This is a genomic window from Martinezella sp. CNPSo 3890 (assembly GCF_057784455.1).
The window spans coordinates 806,068-819,931 of record NZ_JBXSOR010000001.1 but is presented as its reverse complement, the minus strand read 5'-3'; the positions used below and the strand labels follow the sequence as shown (position 1 = coordinate 819,931).

The 13,864-nt window shown below is 58.1% G+C and carries 16 protein-coding genes; 11 read left to right on the top strand and 5 right to left on the bottom strand.

Features of this window, described 5'->3' with window-relative positions; genetic code table 11:
- Positions 1–37: 37 nt before the first annotated feature.
- Complete coding sequence (gene pstS / locus AC13RC_RS04055; RefSeq protein ID WP_113329001.1) at positions 38–1,063, bottom strand: phosphate ABC transporter substrate-binding protein PstS; 1,026 nt, start codon at positions 1,061–1,063, stop codon at positions 38–40.
- A 263-nt stretch (positions 1,064–1,326) separates the two neighbouring features.
- Positions 1,327–1,671, bottom strand: a complete 345-nt coding sequence (locus AC13RC_RS04050) for a cupin domain-containing protein (protein ID WP_113329002.1) — start codon at positions 1,669–1,671, stop codon at positions 1,327–1,329.
- A 208-nt stretch (positions 1,672–1,879) separates the two neighbouring features.
- Here AC13RC_RS04050 and AC13RC_RS04045 point away from each other — a divergent pair, with 208 nt between their 5' ends.
- Positions 1,880–2,428: a phosphatase PAP2 family protein gene (locus tag AC13RC_RS04045; RefSeq protein WP_488556553.1), complete on the top strand. Its 549-nt coding sequence runs from the start codon at positions 1,880–1,882 to the stop codon at positions 2,426–2,428.
- A 113-nt stretch (positions 2,429–2,541) separates the two neighbouring features.
- Here the strand turns inward: AC13RC_RS04045 and AC13RC_RS04040 are convergent, their stop codons facing one another.
- The gene (locus AC13RC_RS04040) at positions 2,542–3,825 is read right to left on the bottom strand and encodes an O-acetylhomoserine aminocarboxypropyltransferase (RefSeq protein WP_113329004.1); all 1,284 of its coding nucleotides are present in this window, start codon (positions 3,823–3,825) and stop codon (positions 2,542–2,544) included.
- Positions 3,826–3,992: 167 nt separating this feature from the next.
- The gene (locus AC13RC_RS04035) at positions 3,993–4,421 is read right to left on the bottom strand and encodes a CoA-binding protein (protein ID WP_015339469.1); all 429 of its coding nucleotides are present in this window, start codon (positions 4,419–4,421) and stop codon (positions 3,993–3,995) included.
- Between the two features lie 113 nt (positions 4,422–4,534).
- Between AC13RC_RS04035 and AC13RC_RS04030 the strand changes: the two genes are divergently transcribed.
- From AC13RC_RS04030 to AC13RC_RS03990, 9 genes are all read left to right on the top strand, one after another.
- A complete protein-coding gene (locus AC13RC_RS04030) occupies positions 4,535–4,861 on the top strand; it encodes a hypothetical protein (RefSeq protein WP_113329005.1) in 327 nt (108 codons plus the stop codon).
- Positions 4,862–5,686: 825 nt separating this feature from the next.
- Positions 5,687–6,523 carry an EamA family transporter gene (locus AC13RC_RS04025; RefSeq protein ID WP_113329006.1) on the top strand — a complete coding sequence of 279 codons (837 nt, stop codon included), beginning with the start codon at positions 5,687–5,689 and terminating at the stop codon, positions 6,521–6,523.
- A gap of 237 nt (positions 6,524–6,760) precedes the next feature.
- Positions 6,761–7,225, top strand: a complete 465-nt coding sequence (rplM, locus tag AC13RC_RS04020) for a 50S ribosomal protein L13 (protein ID WP_004122374.1) — start codon at positions 6,761–6,763, stop codon at positions 7,223–7,225.
- A 2-nt stretch (positions 7,226–7,227) separates the two neighbouring features.
- Positions 7,228–7,698, top strand: a complete 471-nt coding sequence (rpsI, locus tag AC13RC_RS04015; protein WP_069616279.1) for a 30S ribosomal protein S9 — start codon at positions 7,228–7,230, stop codon at positions 7,696–7,698.
- 140 nt (positions 7,699–7,838) lie between these two features.
- Positions 7,839–8,102 carry a hypothetical protein gene (locus AC13RC_RS04010; RefSeq protein WP_069616278.1) on the top strand — a complete coding sequence of 88 codons (264 nt, stop codon included), beginning with the start codon at positions 7,839–7,841 and terminating at the stop codon, positions 8,100–8,102.
- Between the two features lie 66 nt (positions 8,103–8,168).
- Positions 8,169–8,546 (top strand): antibiotic biosynthesis monooxygenase family protein, encoded by a 378-nt coding sequence (locus AC13RC_RS04005; RefSeq protein WP_113329008.1) that lies wholly within the window; start codon positions 8,169–8,171, stop codon positions 8,544–8,546.
- Positions 8,527–9,480 carry an agmatinase gene (gene speB / locus AC13RC_RS04000; RefSeq protein WP_488556552.1) on the top strand — a complete coding sequence of 318 codons (954 nt, stop codon included), beginning with the start codon at positions 8,527–8,529 and terminating at the stop codon, positions 9,478–9,480. The genes AC13RC_RS04005 and speB overlap by 20 nt, the downstream gene beginning before the upstream one ends.
- Before the next feature lie 136 nt (positions 9,481–9,616).
- The gene (gene argC / locus AC13RC_RS03995) at positions 9,617–10,549 is read left to right on the top strand and encodes an N-acetyl-gamma-glutamyl-phosphate reductase (protein ID WP_488556551.1); all 933 of its coding nucleotides are present in this window, start codon (positions 9,617–9,619) and stop codon (positions 10,547–10,549) included.
- A 433-nt stretch (positions 10,550–10,982) separates the two neighbouring features.
- Positions 10,983–12,299 (top strand): DUF2778 domain-containing protein, encoded by a 1,317-nt coding sequence (locus AC13RC_RS03990; protein WP_488556550.1) that lies wholly within the window; start codon positions 10,983–10,985, stop codon positions 12,297–12,299.
- 23 nt (positions 12,300–12,322) lie between these two features.
- Here AC13RC_RS03990 and AC13RC_RS03985 read toward each other — a convergent pair whose 3' ends face one another.
- Positions 12,323–13,426: a COX15/CtaA family protein gene (locus AC13RC_RS03985; protein ID WP_488556549.1), complete on the bottom strand. Its 1,104-nt coding sequence runs from the start codon at positions 13,424–13,426 to the stop codon at positions 12,323–12,325.
- Positions 13,427–13,538: 112 nt separating this feature from the next.
- Between AC13RC_RS03985 and AC13RC_RS03980 the strand changes: the two genes are divergently transcribed.
- Positions 13,539–13,748, top strand: coding sequence for a DUF2842 domain-containing protein (locus AC13RC_RS03980; protein WP_069616272.1), 210 nt, complete (start codon positions 13,539–13,541; stop codon positions 13,746–13,748).
- The last annotated feature ends 116 nt before the right edge of the window (positions 13,749–13,864 follow it).

Genomic DNA, 13,864 nt, shown 5'->3' with positions numbered 1-13,864 from the left:
ATACCCTGCCCGCCGCAACTTTCTCGCCTAGCACAAATTACTTCGTGCCGAAGTCCGTCTTCCAAGACTTCTCAACGATCTCGACAACATTGTCCGGGACCGCGAGATAAGACAGGGCGGTCGCGTCCTTCTGGCCATGCTCATAGGACCACTTGAAGAACTTCAGTGCCTCTTCGTTCTTAGCAGCATCGGCCGGCTTCTTATAGAGCAGAACCCAGGTCGAGGCAGCAATCGGCCAGCTCTTTTCGCCCGGCTGATTGGTGATGATCAGGTTGAAGTTCTTGGCCTTGGCCCAGTCGGCGTTGGAAGCGGCAGCCTTGAAGGTTTCCAGGCTCGGCTCAATAACCTTGCCGGCAGCATTCTTCATCTTCGCGAAACCGATGTGGTTGGCGACGACGTAGGAATATTCAACGTAGGAGATCGAACCAGCCGTCTGGTTGACGGTCGTGGAAACGCCTTCCGAACCCTTGGCGCCGAAACCGACCGGCCATTCAACAGCCGTGTTCGAGCCAACCTTTTCCTTCCACTCCGGCGAAACCTTCGACAGGTAGTCGGTGAAGTTGAAGGTCGTGCCCGAGCTGTCGGCGCGGTAAACGACCGAGATCGGCGTGGACGGCAGCTTTACATCGGGGTTGAGAGCCTTGATGGCTGCATCGTCCCACTTGGCGATCTTGCCAAGGAAGATGTCGGCCAGCGTCTTGCCGTCAAGAACGAGTTCGCCCGGCTTTACGCCTTCGACATTATAGGAAACGACGATGCCGCCGGAGATCATCGGGAACTGGGCAATGCCGTTCTTCTCGAGGTCGGCGTCGCTCATGGGCTTGTCCGAAGCGCCGAATACGATGGTCTTGTCGAGAAGCTGCTTGATGCCGGCGCCCGAACCAACCGACTGATAGTTGACGACATTGTTCGTCGCAGCCTTGTAGCCTTCAGCCCACTTGGACAGAACCGGTGCGATGAAGCTCGAGCCGGCGCCCGTGATGTCGGCAGCGGAGGCCGAAGCGGACATAGCCGCGATGAGGCCTGCAGTCAGGCAAAGCGAACGGAGTTTCAGGTTAAGCATAGTAGACTCACTTCCTCAAGTGAATGAAAGGATGGCGAGCAGAAGATCGGCGCGAGGTCCCCATGGTAAACGAACCTCCCCGCCTGAAATCTCCCGGCGACAGCCTTGGCTCTAAAGACGCATTGTTTCAGTTTGATGACAGTTTAATGAAGCGGCAGTGACACAACCTGCGGCAATCATCACGGCCATCGCGGAACGGCAGGAAATGAAGCGCGCCAAAGGGCGCATGAACGCGAACTTCATGTTCTGATTCAAGAGCATCGTCAAAGACGGATCACATAATCCTTGCGAGTCGTTTCAATCACTTCCCAGGTCCCCTTGAAGCCCGGCTTCAAGATAAGGCGGTCGCCCGCACGCAGATGAAAGGCCTCGCCATCGTCTGACGTTACAACGGAGTAGCCGGAGAGGATATGGAAGTATTCCCACTCGTCATAGACGACCTTCCATTTGCCAGGCGTCGCCTCCCATATGCCGACGTAAAGGCCGCCATCGGCCTCCTCAACATTCCATGTGCGAAAGATTGGGGCTCCCGAAACGAGGCGATCAGCTGCGGGCGCGCCCGTTTCCGGTTCGATGTCGCTGATGTCCACTGCCAGATAGGTCGTCACAAATGTCTCCTGTCGATTGCCTTATGTGGCTCTCCGCGAACCCAATAAAACGCGAACCCGAAAAGCATATCATCCTGACCTGCCGCCCCATGCCAAGCTCCCACCTTTCAGGGAAACGTCAGAAAACAATGCCCTAGTGCGCTTCGTTAATTTGGCTCGACCATCTCAATCGGGCCGAAATCGCAATCGCAGTTCAGAAGGGGCCAGCATGTATGGACTAGATGTCGTTATAACAGAGTGGATCAATGGCATAGCCGGAAACCCGACAGTCGACAGCCTGATGATCCTAATCACGGCTTACGGCGTTCCCTTGTTGATCGTTCTCGTCGCTGTCCAATGGTGGGTCGGAGAACGTCGATCGGAAACCCGACACGCAGTCGTTGCCGCGGGCCTGACCTTCGTCATCGGTCTCGGCATCAACCAAGTCATCCTGTTTTTTGTCAGTCGCGTTCGCCCGTATGATGTCGGAGTCACCAAGCTACTTATAAATCGCAGCAATGACCCGTCCTTTCCCTCCGACCACGCGACGGCCGCGTTCGCGATCGTTGCCGCATTTGCGCTTCAACGCATGCCAGAGCGAAGCCTCTTCTTCCTACTCGGCGCGATCCTTGTCTCCTTCTCGCGAGTCTACGTCGGCACGCATTATGTCGGTGACGTCATGGGTGGGGTGCTTACCGCCGTTTTCGCGGCGATCCTGGTCAAGACGCTCTATCGTCCAGAAACCCGGCTGGATCGCTTCGTAACCGGCATCCTATAGGGTCAGATTTGAAGAGGCCATATATGCGAGCGCCCCGTTTTTCACGTTTTTTCGCCGGTCGCCTCAATACAACCCAATAAAAAAGTGTTGCCAAAGCTATGTGAGGAACCTCATCAGACTTTCGCGAGCGCCTGTTCCAGGTCGGCGATGATGTCCTTGACGTCCTCGATGCCGATCGACAAACGCACAACATCCGGGCCGGCACCGGCGGCAACCTTCTGCTCGTCAGTCAACTGTTTGTGGGTCGTCGAGGCGGGATGGATGACGAGCGAACGCGTATCGCCGATATTGGCAAGATGCGAAAAGAGCTCCAGGCCTTCGACCAGCCCCTTGCCCGCTTCATAACCACCCTTCAGTCCGAAGGTGAAGACCGAGCCCGCGCCTTTCGGTGAGTAACGCTGCTGGAGGGCATGGTTCGGATCGTCTTCCAGGCCGGAATAGTTCACCCATGCCACCTTTTCCTGCGCTTTCAGCCAACGCGCAACGGCAGCCGCATTGTCGGAATGGCGCTGCATGCGCAATGGCAGCGTCTCAATGCCGGTCAAGATCAGAAAGGCATTGAATGGCGAGATGGCTGGCCCGAGATCGCGCAGGCCTAGCACCCGGCAAGCAATGGCGAAAGCGAAGTTGCCGAAAGTCGAATGCAGAACGACGCCGTTATATTCCGGGCGCGGTGAAGACAGCATGGGATAATTGCCCGAGGCGGACCAGTCGAAAGTGCCGCCGTCGACGATGATGCCGCCCATGGAATTGCCGTGGCCACCGAGGAATTTTGTCAGCGAGTGCACGACGATATCGGCGCCATGCTCCAGCGGCCGGATGAGATAGGGGCTTGCAAGGGTGTTGTCGACGATCAGCGGCAGGCCATGCTTGTGCGCGATGGCCGCGATCGCGGCGATATCGACGAAGGTGCCGCCGGGATTGGCAAGGCTTTCGATGAAGACGGCGCGGGTGCGGCCATCGATCTGCGCCTCGAAGGTCGCAGGATCGGCGGAATCGGCCCAGCGGACTCGCCAGTCGAAATTCTTGAAGGATTGCCCGAACTGATTGACCGAGCCACCATAGAGCCGCTTGGCCGCAACAAAATTGTCGCCCGGCTGCATGATGGCATGGAAAACGAGCAGCTGTGCCGCATGACCGGAGGCCACCGCGAGAGCCGCGGTTCCGCCTTCAAGAGCCGCCACCCGCTCTTCCAACACCGCCTGCGTCGGGTTCATGATGCGCGTGTAGATATTGCCGAACTGCTGCAATCCAAACAGTGCAGCGGCATGATCGGCGTCCTGAAAGACGAAGGAGGTCGTCTGGTAGATCGGCGTCGCGCGCGCGCCTGTCGCCGGGTCTGGCTGCGCGCCGGCGTGGATCGCAAGCGTGTCGAAACCTGGGTTGTTGGTTGGCATATTTTTCCTCCCGCCGGATCTTGTTCGTAACGGGAAAAGCATAACGCCTGGCATATGAAAGTTAACCGCGAACTTTGCCGTGCTTCTCGGCTCGCGGAAAAAACTTGCCATCTTTCAGTGAGATCGCGCGATAAACGGCCGAATGCAGCCGTCATGCATGATCTCGGTCAAGCGACCAGACGCGGATACTCGATAGCCGGGCAGCGGTCCATGACGACCCTTACCCCCGCAGCTTCCGCTCTCGCCGCAGCCGCATCGTCACGCACGCCGAGTTGGCCCCAGATGACCGGGGGCCGCGGCTCGATCATGATCGTCTCCTCCACGACCGATCGGAGATATTCCGGCGCCCGAAAAACATCGACCATATCCACAGGCTCGGGAATGTCGGCCAGGCGTGCATAGACCCATTGCCCCAGAATTTCCTTGCCGGCCTGTCCGGGATTGATGGGGATGACGCGATATCCCCTGTTCAGGAGATAGGCCATCACACCGTTGCTCGGGCGCGCGGGATTGGGCGAAGCGCCGACGAGCGCGATGGTCCTTACGGACAAGAGGATATCGGCTATATAGGAATCGTCATAACTATCGTGGTTCATCACGAAGCCTCCCACCTCGATCACACTTGCGTTTTGTCACAAATATGGAAACCGCAATGGCGGTCTCCGCGTATATATATTGTATTATAACAACTTCAGGGAGGATTACTCAGATGAAAAATTTCATCCTGCTGGGCCTGCTCGTCACTTCGGCCGCGACGCCGGCATTGGCGATTTCGCGATATAATTCCATGTCCATGACCTGCGCCGAGGCCAGGGCGGTCATCAATCGGGAGCGTGCAGTCATCATGCGTTATCCGGCCAGAAGAACACCGAATATGACGCTCTATGATCGCTATGTTGCGGACAGCGGCGCATGCGATATGGGCTTTTACGCCTATCAGGATTATCTTCCCACGAAGGATCGCGCTTCCTGTCCGGTCTATATATGCAGGCCGACGACCGACCTCGATGACGATGATTTGATTTTCCGACGCTGATCGCAATAGCCTACGGCTGGATATGACGGACGGCTCACGAGTTCGATACGACCATTGATTGTCCCAGGCACGGTGCATCTTAGGCCCTATGGCCGCGCGCGGGCATTTATACGCCTGCGTTCAAGCCCCTCTCCAAAGCGCTTTCATAAATTTTCCTGAAGCCGCAGGGTTGCGTTCTCAGGAAATGCAATCTTTGTTCGCTTTTTATTCGCATATAAATTAGAAACTTCGCATAGACAGTCAATTCCAACGAGAACCGAATGCGAACACGGAACATATGCTATTTCATTATTTCCCCACAGAATAATTTTCGAGTTCGCGCAATGATATACCCTGCCAATTTTTGGTTCGACGATTCTATACTTATCTCTTAGTATGATTTTCATCAGCAGCATCGCGCGCTCTACCTGTAATATTTTTCACCTCTTGTAGAATTATCCACTCTGTTCATGAGGGGAAGAGAGATTGCGCGCGGCGTTTTCGCGTCGATTTTCCCACGCCCGATAACACGCGGCGTTGCAGGCGACACAGCCCTCTGTCGTTTTTAAGTAAGAAGTGTCTAATGCTACTCTCGCGTTCACAGGACATGCGATATTTGTTCGCGCTTCATACTCCAATAAATTAGTTATTTATAATACCGGAAAGAGTGATCTGGAACATAACGAAAACGCCATTCTCGACACCCATCATGACTGAAGCAAATGGGCAAGCCGTCAGAATGACCGATATTTCGTTGCTTTTCGATGTATTGCAGATCATATGAGGACCGCACTCCCACAAAATACCAAGCATTGCCATTACGCCTGCCAATTTCCGAGGTTTTCCGTGTCTCTCGACGTTATCGCGCTCGTTCTTTTCGGCGCCCTGCTGCACGCGACGTGGAATGCGATCATCAAGGCCGGAACCGACAAGTCGCTCGATGCGGCGCTGGTTTCGGCCGGCGGCGCGGTCGCGGCATTGCCCCTTCTGCCGTTCCTTCCCCTGCCCGCCTCAGCGGCCTGGCCGTTCATCGGTGCCTCGGCCATCCTTCAATTTGCCTATTTCCAGCTGGTGGCAGCCGCTTATCGCGCCGGGGATATCGGGCTCGTCTATCCGCTGATGCGTGGTGTCGCACCGCTCATTATTGTCTCGACAAGCAGCTTCATTTTGAAGGAAACGCTTTCGGGCGGCGCATTGATCGGCACCATGACCATTTGTGCCGGCATATTGACGCTTGCCTTCGAGGCCCGAAAGGGCAGCCGCCGGGCGATCGTTCTCGCCCTCGCCAATGCCGTTGTCATCGCGACCTATACCTATGTGGATGGCATCGGCGCGCGGATATCGGGCAATTCGGTATCCTATACTCTGTGGATGGCACTTCTTCCCCCCATTCTCCTTTTCGCCTGGGCGATATCACAACGCGGCATCAATGCCGTCGCCGCCCACGTCCGTTACAACTGGTGGCGCGGGCTTATCGGCGGCGGCGGTTCGATCGCTTCCTACGGGCTGGCCTTGTGGGCGATGACCAAGGCGCCGGTCGCCATGGTCGCCGCCTTGCGCGAGACTTCGATCCTCTTCGCTTTGGTAATATCCGTCGTCGTTTTGAAGGAGCGGTCCAGCATCTGGCGCTATATTGCCGGCGCCATTATTGCTGGCGGAGTGCTGGTTTTGCGGCTTGGCTGACGATAAATTATGTGGTTTTATTTTACCACATAAACAACATGTTGATTTTACTTTATAATTTTTGCGGCCCGCCAATCAGGCGATATTGACGCTGGCCCTTAATCGATCTATAAGCCGCCGCAGATTGCAGCCTCTCCCGGCTGCTTTCTTTTTGGCGCGCATCCATGCGCGCCAAATCAAGCAACAAGAAACGCCCAGACGCCTTCGGGCCAGGGGTCCTAAAAGAGAGTATGCAACATGGCAACCTTCTCCCAGAAGCCTGCAGAGGTGGAGAAGAAGTGGGTTCTCATCGACGCCGAAGGGCTTGTCGTTGGCCGTCTCGCTTCTATCATCGCAATGCGTCTGCGCGGCAAGCATAAGGCTACCTTCACGCCGCACGTCGACGACGGCGACAACGTCATCGTCATCAATGCCGACAAGGTCGTCTTCACCGGCAAGAAGTACGAAGACAAGGTTTACTACTGGCACACCGGTTATGCCGGCGGCATCAAGGAGCGTACGGCTCGCCAGATCATCGAAGGCCGCTTCCCGGAGCGCGTCGTTGAGAAGGCCGTCGAGCGCATGGTTCCCCGCGGCCCGCTCGGCCGTCGCCAGATGAAGAACCTGCGCGTCTACGCCGGCTCCAACCATCCCCACGAAGCCCAGCAGCCGGTCGTCCTCGACGTCGCCAAGCTGAACAAGAAGAACGTAAGGAGCGCCTGATAATGGCTGACCTTTCCTCCCTGAAGGACCTCGGCACGACGTCTGAAGCAGCTGCTGCTCCGGTTCACGTCCGCAAGGTTGACTCGCTCGGCCGCTCCTACGCGACCGGCAAGCGCAAGGACGCCGTAGCCCGCGTATGGGTCAAGGCCGGCTCCGGCAAGATCATCGTCAACGGCAAGGACTACACGGCTTACTTCGCCCGTCCGGTTCTGCAGATGATCCTGCGTCAGCCGATCGTCGCAGCTGCCCGTGACGGCCAGTTCGACATCGTAGCAACCGTAGCCGGCGGCGGCCTCTCCGGCCAGGCCGGTGCCGTTCGTCACGGCCTGTCCAAGGCGATCACCTACTTCGAGCCGGGCCTGCGCTCGGTCCTGAAGAAGGGTGGCTTCCTGACCCGCGACAGCCGCGTCGTCGAACGCAAGAAGTACGGCCGCGCAAAGGCACGTCGTTCGTTCCAGTTCTCCAAGCGTTAATCGCTTACCCGAGATCGGATTTTTGGAAAGGCCGGGTTTTCCCGGCCTTTTTCTTTTACATCATGAGAAAAGATGCAGATCCGCAAAGGCAAGCGGCACATTTTGTGGCAAAGTCCCGATACAAGCACCGGGAGAGTTCAATGCGTGGATTCATCTTTTCGCTTCTGTTTTTGATCGCGAGCGCCGTACCCGTTCTGTGTGACGATGCCCAGCCAGCTCCGCCTGCAGAAACGACGGCGGATATGCAGAGCATGAAGGATTTTCTCCACGCAAATGCCGATTGTCGCGAGTTCAACGACAGCTGCTCCTACTGTGTCGTGACCGATGGGCAGGCCGAGTGTTCCACGCCGCAGATCGCCTGTGTGAAAAAGGCATATCAATGCACCGCTAGATCGGGCAAATAATCACCGGATCTTGGCTTATAATTCCAGCCTGAATTTCCAGATTTGACCGCTCTCCGGAGAAACACCATGAGCAAGAGTACTTCATCGCGTTTCGCGGCCACTCCCGAGCCGCCCTATTACATCGTCACATTCGCGTCGCTCCGCACCGAAGGCGACAACGGCTATGGTTCGATGGGCGAGCGCATGGAAGAACTGGCAAGGGCGCAGGATGGCTTTCTTGGGCTTGAAAGCGCGAGAAGTGCCGATGGTTTCGGCATCACCAACTCCTTCTGGCGGGACGAGGAAAGCATCCTCGCCTGGAAGAACGTGGTGTCGCATCTGGCTGCGCAGAAACTCGGGCGCGAGCGCTGGTACGAAGAATACAAGGTTCGCATAGGTAGGATAGAACGGGCCTACGACTTTCAAGCGAGCAAAGGAGAGGCCCTTGCCGAGCACATCGATTGACCATGCCTTTACCGCGGCAAGCCTGACCTCGGCTGCCAGCGACCCGACCTTTGCCGGCGCGCTCTCTTTCATGCGCCGCCGCTTCACTAAATCGCTCGAAGGCGCCGATGCCGTGGTCTGGGGCATCCCCTTCGATGCCGCCACCTCGAACCGGCCGGGAACGCGTTTCGGACCGCAGGCGATCCGCCGTGCGTCGGCCATCTTCGACAATGATCCGCAATATCCGTTCAATCGCGATCTTTTCGCCGAGATGGCCGTCATCGACTATGGCGACTGCCTGCTCGACTACGGCAATCATCAGGAGACACCCGCTGCAATCGAAAGACAGGCGGCCACGATCCTGGACAGCGGCGCCTTCATGCTGACCCTCGGAGGCGATCATTTCGTCACGTGGCCGTTGTTGAAGGCGCATGTCGCCAAGCATGGGCCGCTGGCGCTGGTGCAGTTCGATGCCCATCAGGACACCTGGTACGACGACGGCAAGCGTATCGACCACGGCTCCTTCGTTGCACGAGCCGTACGTGACGGGCTGATCGACCCGGACCGCTCCATCCAGATCGGCATCCGCACGCGTGCGCCTGACGATTTCGGCATCCAGATCCTCTATGGCAATCAGGTTGAAGATATGAGCGCCGGCGATATCGCTTCGATGATCATTTCTCATACCAAAGGCGCACCAACCTATCTGACCTTCGATATAGATTGCCTCGATCCGGCCTATGCCCCGGGCACGGGAACGCCGGTCGCGGGCGGCCCTTCCAGCGCCAAGATCCTGTCGGTGCTGCAGCGGCTGCATCAGCTTGACATCCGGGGGGCCGATGTCGTCGAAGTGTCGCCCGCCTACGACCACGCCGACATCACCGCCATTGCGGGGGCGACCGTGGCGATGTATATGCTCGGTCTCCACGCCGAACGACGTGCGAGCGGTCGTTGAGACATGATTTCGGGATAGGTGGGACGGTTTTCGAAAGCCGCCTTCTGCTTCCACAGCGGCCGTTATGAAATTGAATCAACTGCATGGCAAACTGAGTCCGGAAACACTCTGAACCTATTGAAAGAGCAGGAATAAGATGGCACCGAAAATCTTCATCGATGGCGAACACGGAACCACGGGCTTGCAGATCCGCACGCGCATGGCCGACCGCCGCGATGTCGAGCTGCTGTCCATTCCCGAAGCCGAACGCCGCAACGCCGCCATGCGCGAGGACATGCTGAATAGCGCCGATATCGCCATCCTCTGCCTGCCCGACGACGCGTCGAAGGAAGCGGTGAAGATGGTGGCGGGCAACAACAACGTCCGCGTTATCGACACCTCGACGGCTTTCCGCATCCATCCCGACTGGGCCTATGGCTTTGCCGAAATGGACAGCAACCAGGGCAGCAAGATCAAGGCAGCACGTTTCGTTGCCAATCCCGGCTGCTATCCGACAGGTGCGATCGGTGTCATTCGGCCGCTGCGCGCCGCCGGCATCCTTCCGACGGACTATCCCGTGACGGTCAATGCCGTGTCGGGCTACACGGGCGGCGGCAAGCAAATGATCGCCCAGATGGAAAATCCGGATCATCCGGATGCGATCACCGCGCCGCACTTCCTCTATGGCCTGCCGCTTACCCACAAGCATGTGCCCGAGATGACGACCCACGGCCTGCTGGAGCGCGCGCCGATCTTCTCGCCCTCCGTCGGCCGCTTCCCCCAGGGCATGATCGTGCAGGTGCCGCTGCATCTTGGCGATCTCGCGGAAGGCGCGACGCTGGAGAGCATTCATGCCGCGCTCGTCGAGCATTATGCCGGTCAGAATATCGTTCAAGTCGTTTCGCTCGATGAGAGCCGCGCCCTGCCCCGCGTCAACGCCGTCGAGCTCGCCGGCAAGGACACGATGAAGCTCTTCGTCTTTGGCACGCCGGGCGGAGCGCAAGTCAATCTGGTGGCGCTGCTCGACAATCTCGGCAAGGGCGCATCGGGTGCAGCCGTACAGAACATGGATCTGATGCTGAGCGCCTAACTCAGCCCGACGCAAATCGAAGCTTGTTCGGCCCGGCCCGTTCATCTGTAGAGGATCGATCAGGCCGGGCTTTTTTCATGCCCGCAAGGGGTTTTGCGCGATTTCGAGCTCGCCATTATTCCCGGCCTTATTTTTGCCGCCGCTCTAAATTAGCCGAAGCTACACGGAAAAGTGAATGCCTGTGAGGCTCCGCGACCAATTGTCGGCCGGATTTCCTCTTTACGGCTTTGCTGGTCCGAATGGGCGGGACGTTTAAAACTATCCCTTTTTTCAATGAATATCCAAGAATGAGCCATCGTAAAGGAATTGGTTACCATAATTCGGCATGCTTCCAGACAGCCGGCAAGTTGGCGACCGAACGCGACACTCGCGTTAGGGCGCGTGTGCGTTCTTGAGCCGGCTTGGTGTCTGTGTAGTTTGGATAACGAGTATCATGGCGTTCGTGACCGAAACGTTCGGTAACTTCAATTCGCGCTCCGGCTACGCCTCGCGATCAAAAAAATCCCCCAGCATCCGTCCCGGCACCCTGGCCACCGGCGTCGCAGTCGCTGCTTTCGCCTGGATCGCGGCGACGCTGATGACGACGCAATCGATGGTGCTATCGCTTCCCGGCGCAGCGGCGCCGACCGATAATTTCCTGGCGCCCCGCGCATCGGCATTCATCGTTCCGCCAAGCCGCGCGGCCCATCCCGTCCGCTACGCCAGCCAGACGACCTCGCTGCATGGACAGAGCCGCTTCGGCAGCATCGCAGACGCGGATGTTCAAACGAAAGGTGTCGGTGCGGACGCGGTTCGACTGCAACTAGCCTATGCGCTTGCACAGCAGACCTCCGAAATGAAACAGGCGCAGGACGTAGCGGCGAGCATCAAGAGCGGTCGTATCGAAGTGGCCGCGGCTTCACCCGAGAAGATCGACCATTTGCGCAAGGTCATCGCCATAAACTTTGCGACTGCAGTGCAATCGCTGAGCCAAGCGAAGTATGCAGCCGCGCTGATACCTGCCGCAAGTCCTCTAAAGACGACCGGACAGCCGGCTGCGGTTGCTTCAGCAGCCCCCGCGGTAAGCTTGCCCGCCGTTGCGGAAGCCAAGCCGTTGCCCGCCAAGGACGCCGACATTGCGGTGGCCGAAGCCGTTCTGAACGTCATTCCGGTGGCCCGCCCTGCCCGCGAGACACCCACACCCATGCAGCGCGCCAATGCCACGAGCGCGATCGCCAGAGCGACGGGCGACGAAGCAACCGCTCAGCCACCATCACGTCTCACGGCCTATGCCGATCCGGATGACAGTTCCGTGCGAAAGACGAAGCCGTTCATCAATCCATTTGCGGCGATCAGCCCCGGCGCAGGCACGGCGATCTACGACATCGAGGCGAAAACCGTTTATCTGCCGAGCGGCGAGCGCCTCGAGGCCCATTCCGGCCTCGGCCACATGCGCGACAATCCCCGCTATGTCGACCGCAAGAATACCGGCCCGACGCCGCCTGAAACGTATAACCTGACTTATAGGGAAAGCCTGTTCCATGGCGTGCAGGCGCTGCGCCTGACACCCGCAAACGGCGCTCGCGTCTATGGCCGCGATGGCCTGCTGGCTCACACCTACATGCTCAGAGGCGGCCGTGGCGAATCGAATGGCTGTGTGGTCTTCAAGGATTACAATCGCTTCCTGGCTGCCTTCCGGCGCGGCGAAATCAAGCGGTTGAAAGTCGTCTCGCGGATGTCGTCGGCGGCAAGCGTCGCTTCTGCGCGGTAAAAGGATTTGAGGCGCAAAGCGCCTCAATCTCTCACGACGATCGATGTCTGGCGCGGCAGTTCACCATAGAACCCGCGCCAATTGGCAATCGCAAAGCCGAAGACGATCAGGGCGCCGGCCTGATGCGCCAAGGCCAAATGCAGCGGCACGTGCAGCAGCAGTGTCGAAATGCCAAGGATCGCCTGGATCAGCACAAGCACGAAGAGAACGACGGATCGCCGCGCATGGGTCGTTTGCGCCGCCGCGCGCAGCGAGATGATCATGTTGATGGCGACCACGGCGAAGAGCGCATAGGCGCCGAGGCGGTGAACGAACTGGACCGTCTTCGGGTTCTCGAAGAAATTGATCCAGCCCGGCGACTGTATGAAAAGATCACTCGGTACGACTGCGCCATCCATCAGTGGCCAGGTATTGTAGCTGAGGCCTGCATCGAGACCGGCGACGAGCGCGCCGAGATAGATCTGAAACAAGGCCATGAAGGCAATCAAACCGGCGAGTTTTGCTGAATGACGTGTAGGCGGCGGCTCGTTCGAATGCGGCGATAGGGCGCGCATGAACCACATGCAGGCGGCAAAGATCAGACAGGCCGTCACGAGATGCGTCGCAAGGCGATATTGGCTGACGTCGGTGCGCGCTTCGAGCCCCGAGGAGACCATCCACCAACCGATCGCGCCCTGAAGGCCGCCGAGGAGGAAAATGCCCGCAAGCGGCAGCCAGAGCTTGCGCTCGACGCGGCCCGTCAACACGAAGAACAGTAGCGGCAGGCCAAAGATGATACCGATGGTGCGGGCCAGCAGGCGATGAGCCCACTCCCACCAAAAGATGCTCTTGAACTCTTCGACCGTCATATCCTTGTTCAGGATCTGGAATTGCGGGATGCGCTTGTAGAGATCGAATTCGTCCTGCCATTCCTGCGCATTCAGCGGCGGGATAACGCCATGGATCGGCTGCCATTGTGTGATCGACAGGCCGGAATTGGTGAGGCGCGTGGCGCCTCCCACCAGCACGAGACCGAAGAGAACTAGAAGCACACAGGCGAGCCAGATGCGTATAGCGCGGCGATTGCGGTCCTGCCGGGCCACTTCCTTCAAAATGGCCTGTTCGGTCGTAAAATTAGTGGCAGCCATGGCTTCTCCCTTCGATCAGGCTGTTGATTTGCCCGATAGGGGCGTGCAAAACAAGTCCCGGGAGTTTGCGGCATGCCGTCGCGGCATGTTGCCATAATGAGGAGAAAACCCCGTGCCCCTTCGCCTGCGCAAATTCATTGGCATGATCCTGCTGGTGCTGCTGGTTGCAATCTATGCGATCGTCGCCATGATCGTTGCAGTGCGAACGCTTGCAGATCAACCCGGCTGGGTGCATTTCCTCTATTTCCTTTTCAGCGGAATCATCTGGGTGCTGCCGGCAATGGGCATCATCAAGTGGATGGCCGGGCCGCGCCCGCAATGACGCCCGTCCCGGCCCGATTTACACAAGGCTAACCCTGATCCGTACCTTGTCCGGCGCGAGTGTCCCATCTTAAGCCAAAAATAAGCCGTTGCCCGCCAGACTGCGCCCGAATACCG

Excerpts from the sequence above, each read along its gene's own strand:
- AC13RC_RS04035 (WP_015339469.1), bottom strand. The coding sequence starts at position 4,421 with ATGAACCACGATAGTTATGACGATTCCTATATAGCCGATATCCTCTTG.
- rpsI (WP_069616279.1), top strand. The coding sequence starts at position 7,228 with ATGGCTGACCTTTCCTCCCTGAAGGACCTCGGCACGACGTCTGAAGCA.
- AC13RC_RS04010 (WP_069616278.1), top strand. The coding sequence starts at position 7,839 with ATGCGTGGATTCATCTTTTCGCTTCTGTTTTTGATCGCGAGCGCCGTA.
- argC (WP_488556551.1), top strand. The coding sequence starts at position 9,617 with ATGGCACCGAAAATCTTCATCGATGGCGAACACGGAACCACGGGCTTG.
- pstS (WP_113329001.1), bottom strand. The coding sequence starts at position 1,063 with ATGCTTAACCTGAAACTCCGTTCGCTTTGCCTGACTGCAGGCCTCATC.
- AC13RC_RS04030 (WP_113329005.1), top strand. The coding sequence starts at position 4,535 with ATGAAAAATTTCATCCTGCTGGGCCTGCTCGTCACTTCGGCCGCGACG.
- rplM (WP_004122374.1), top strand. The coding sequence starts at position 6,761 with ATGGCAACCTTCTCCCAGAAGCCTGCAGAGGTGGAGAAGAAGTGGGTT.
- AC13RC_RS03985 (WP_488556549.1), bottom strand. The coding sequence starts at position 13,426 with ATGGCTGCCACTAATTTTACGACCGAACAGGCCATTTTGAAGGAAGTG.
- AC13RC_RS04005 (WP_113329008.1), top strand. The coding sequence starts at position 8,169 with ATGAGCAAGAGTACTTCATCGCGTTTCGCGGCCACTCCCGAGCCGCCC.
- AC13RC_RS04045 (WP_488556553.1), top strand. The coding sequence starts at position 1,880 with ATGTATGGACTAGATGTCGTTATAACAGAGTGGATCAATGGCATAGCC.
- AC13RC_RS03990 (WP_488556550.1), top strand. The coding sequence starts at position 10,983 with ATGGCGTTCGTGACCGAAACGTTCGGTAACTTCAATTCGCGCTCCGGC.
- AC13RC_RS04040 (WP_113329004.1), bottom strand. The coding sequence starts at position 3,825 with ATGCCAACCAACAACCCAGGTTTCGACACGCTTGCGATCCACGCCGGC.